The sequence below is a fragment of the Rhizobium sp. L9 genome, from assembly GCF_002531885.1.
GTDB lineage: Bacteria > Pseudomonadota > Alphaproteobacteria > Rhizobiales > Rhizobiaceae > Rhizobium.
In genome coordinates, this window is the sequence record NZ_NWSZ01000121.1 from 1 (window position 1) to 529 (window position 529).

Consider the following 529-nt stretch of genomic DNA (forward strand, 5'->3'; position numbering starts at 1 on the left):
ACCGTACCAGCGGGCAAGATTGACGTTCCGCAGGTCGTGCCTGCCCTCGGGAATAACGATGTTGCGCGACGCAAGTTTCGTAACGGTGTGGGCCAGGGTCTCAATGGTCAGGCCGAGATGATCCGCAATGTCTTGACGATTCATGGAAACGCGCAACGGACCTTGGCGGACGCGGGTTGCGCCGGAATGCAAGCTTCACGATGAAGCTGCAGGGGCGCTCCTCGGCGTTCTTCTTCGGCAACAGCACCATCTGTTCATGCGAAGCGGCCGCCTCCTGCCAGAGCAACGAGAGCTAGGTCGAGCGAGCGCATTAGACCGAGCGACTTCCCCGTGGAAACTCATGTGCGATATCCGGCGGATCTTGCATTTCGTGACGGCCTCAGCCGTAAATAGGAAATCGTTTTGCAGCGACGCGCCGTTGAGATCGCCGGCGAATTGAAGAGCGATTATCACCCGACGATCTTTCGCCGATGATACGAAGCAGGCGCACGACACCTTCTTCCACCTGGACAAGATGGTTGCTTATCAC

The 529-nt window shown here is 57.8% G+C and carries 1 pseudogene; it reads right to left on the reverse strand.

From position 1 onward, the window contains the following. Positions 1 to 529: pseudogene (locus CO660_RS34250) on the reverse strand (helix-turn-helix domain-containing protein); the annotation flags it as partial.